Annotated in this window: 1 protein-coding gene; it reads right to left on the bottom strand. The window is 72.3% G+C overall.

Translation table 11 applies throughout. From position 1 onward, the window contains the following. On the bottom strand, nt 1–1,695 hold a 1,695-nt coding region (locus tag QSG27_RS28850; RefSeq protein ID WP_306712278.1), incomplete at both ends, for a DUF4347 domain-containing protein.

The following is a 1,695-nucleotide window of genomic DNA, read 5'->3' as shown; positions in this document are numbered from 1 at the left end:
CAGGGTGGAGACCGGCCCCTCGTAGGCGTAGGCCTTCACGTCCTCGGTCACGCCGTCCACGATGCGCTGCATGGCGGCGGAAGGGCGGTCGTCCACCGGCGGGGTGGTGGTCGGCGGCTCCGTCGTCGGGGGCGTCGTGGTCGGCGGTTCGGTGGTCGGGGGAGTCGTGGTCGGCGGCTCCGTCGTCGGGGGCGTCGTGGTCGGCGGTTCCGTGGTGGGCGGCTCCGTCGTCGGGGGCGTCGTGGTCGGCGGCTCCGTGGTGGGCGGTTCGGTGGTCGGGGGCGTCGTGGTCGGAGGTTCCGTGGTGGGCGGCTCGGTGGTGGGGGGCTCCGTCGTCGGCGGTTCCGTGGTCGGCGGCGCGTCCACCAGCGTGACGGTGTCGCCGTTGAGCTGGAACTGTCCGGCGGCGAAGCTGCCGACGAAGCGCAGGGTGACGTCGGCGCCCGCCGTGGCGTCGGTGCCGATGCGCAGGAAGGTGACGCCGTCCACCGTCTCCGCCTGGACCTGCCCGGCGCCGAGCTGGCCGCCGTTGCCGGCGGTGGTGGTGCCGGTCATGGCCGTGCCGGTGATGGTGAAGGCGTCGCCCACCATGGCCCCGGTCACCCCGCTGGTGAAGCCGCTGGCCTGGGCGGCGGTCATCGTCACCGTGTGGCGGACGCTGCCGACCAGATCGAGATTTTCCACACTGGTCAGCGTCATGCCGGAGATGTCGATCTGCGGCGTCGCCGTGGTGACCTTCCATTCCGGATCGGTCACGTCGTCGGAACTGATGCGCAGCGTGTCGGTGCCGTCACCGCCGTCGAAGGACACCGTGCCGGCGTCGCCCTGGGCGGCGACGATGAAGGTGTCGTTGCCGTTGCCGCCCTGGATGACGTCCGCCTCGTCCAGGGTGCCGTGCTCGCCGCTGTAGAAGGTGTCGTCGCCGTCGCCGCCGACCATCGTGTCGGCGTCCCAATCGCCGACCAGCGTGTCGTTGCCGGCCCCGCCGGTCAGGCTGTCCTTGCCGCCGCCGCCGACCAGCAGGTCGTCGCCATCGTCGCCATAAAGCATGTCGTCTTCGGCACGCCCGAAGAGCTGGTCGTTGCCGGCCCCGCCATGGACGGTGTCGTTGCCGTTGCCGCTTTCCAGCGTGTCGTCGCCGACCCCGCCGACCAGCGAGTCGGCGCCGTCATGGCCCCAGAACCACACGGGACCGTTCCCGGCCACCATGGTGTCGTCGTAGTTGGTGCCGACCCAGCGCTCGATGTCGGTGAAGGTGTCGCCCGCGGCGTCGCCCGTGCTGTTCGCCGGGTTGCCGACGTCGATGGTCATCCCGGCGGTGGCGTTCTCGTAGGACGCCTCGTCGAAACCGTCGCCGCCGTTCAGCAGGTCGGCGCCCGCACCGCCGATCAGCGTGTCGTTGCCGCCACCGCCGTTCAGGGTGTCGTTGCCGGCCCCACCCTCGATCACGTCGGGATCGTCGTCGCTGGTCAGCAGATCGGGACCTGCCGTCGTGGTGCCGGTCACGGCCAGCACATGGGACCAACCCTCGGCTTCCGCGAAGGGAGAGGGGGTGAAGACCGGGGCGGTGCGCACGTCGAGCGCCCAGGAGGCGCCCCGCGTCGCCGGACCGACCGGGCCCGAGGAGGCCGCGACGGCGGCACCCGTGGCGGCGGCCAGCCGGTCGAGGAGGAGACGGCCCGCCTCGCCCGCACC

The organism is Azospirillum isscasi (genome assembly GCF_030849505.1).
Lineage (GTDB): Bacteria > Pseudomonadota > Alphaproteobacteria > Azospirillales > Azospirillaceae > Azospirillum > Azospirillum isscasi.
The sequence above is the reverse complement of the archived record's forward strand: the minus strand, read 5'-3'. Positions and strand labels throughout refer to the sequence as shown.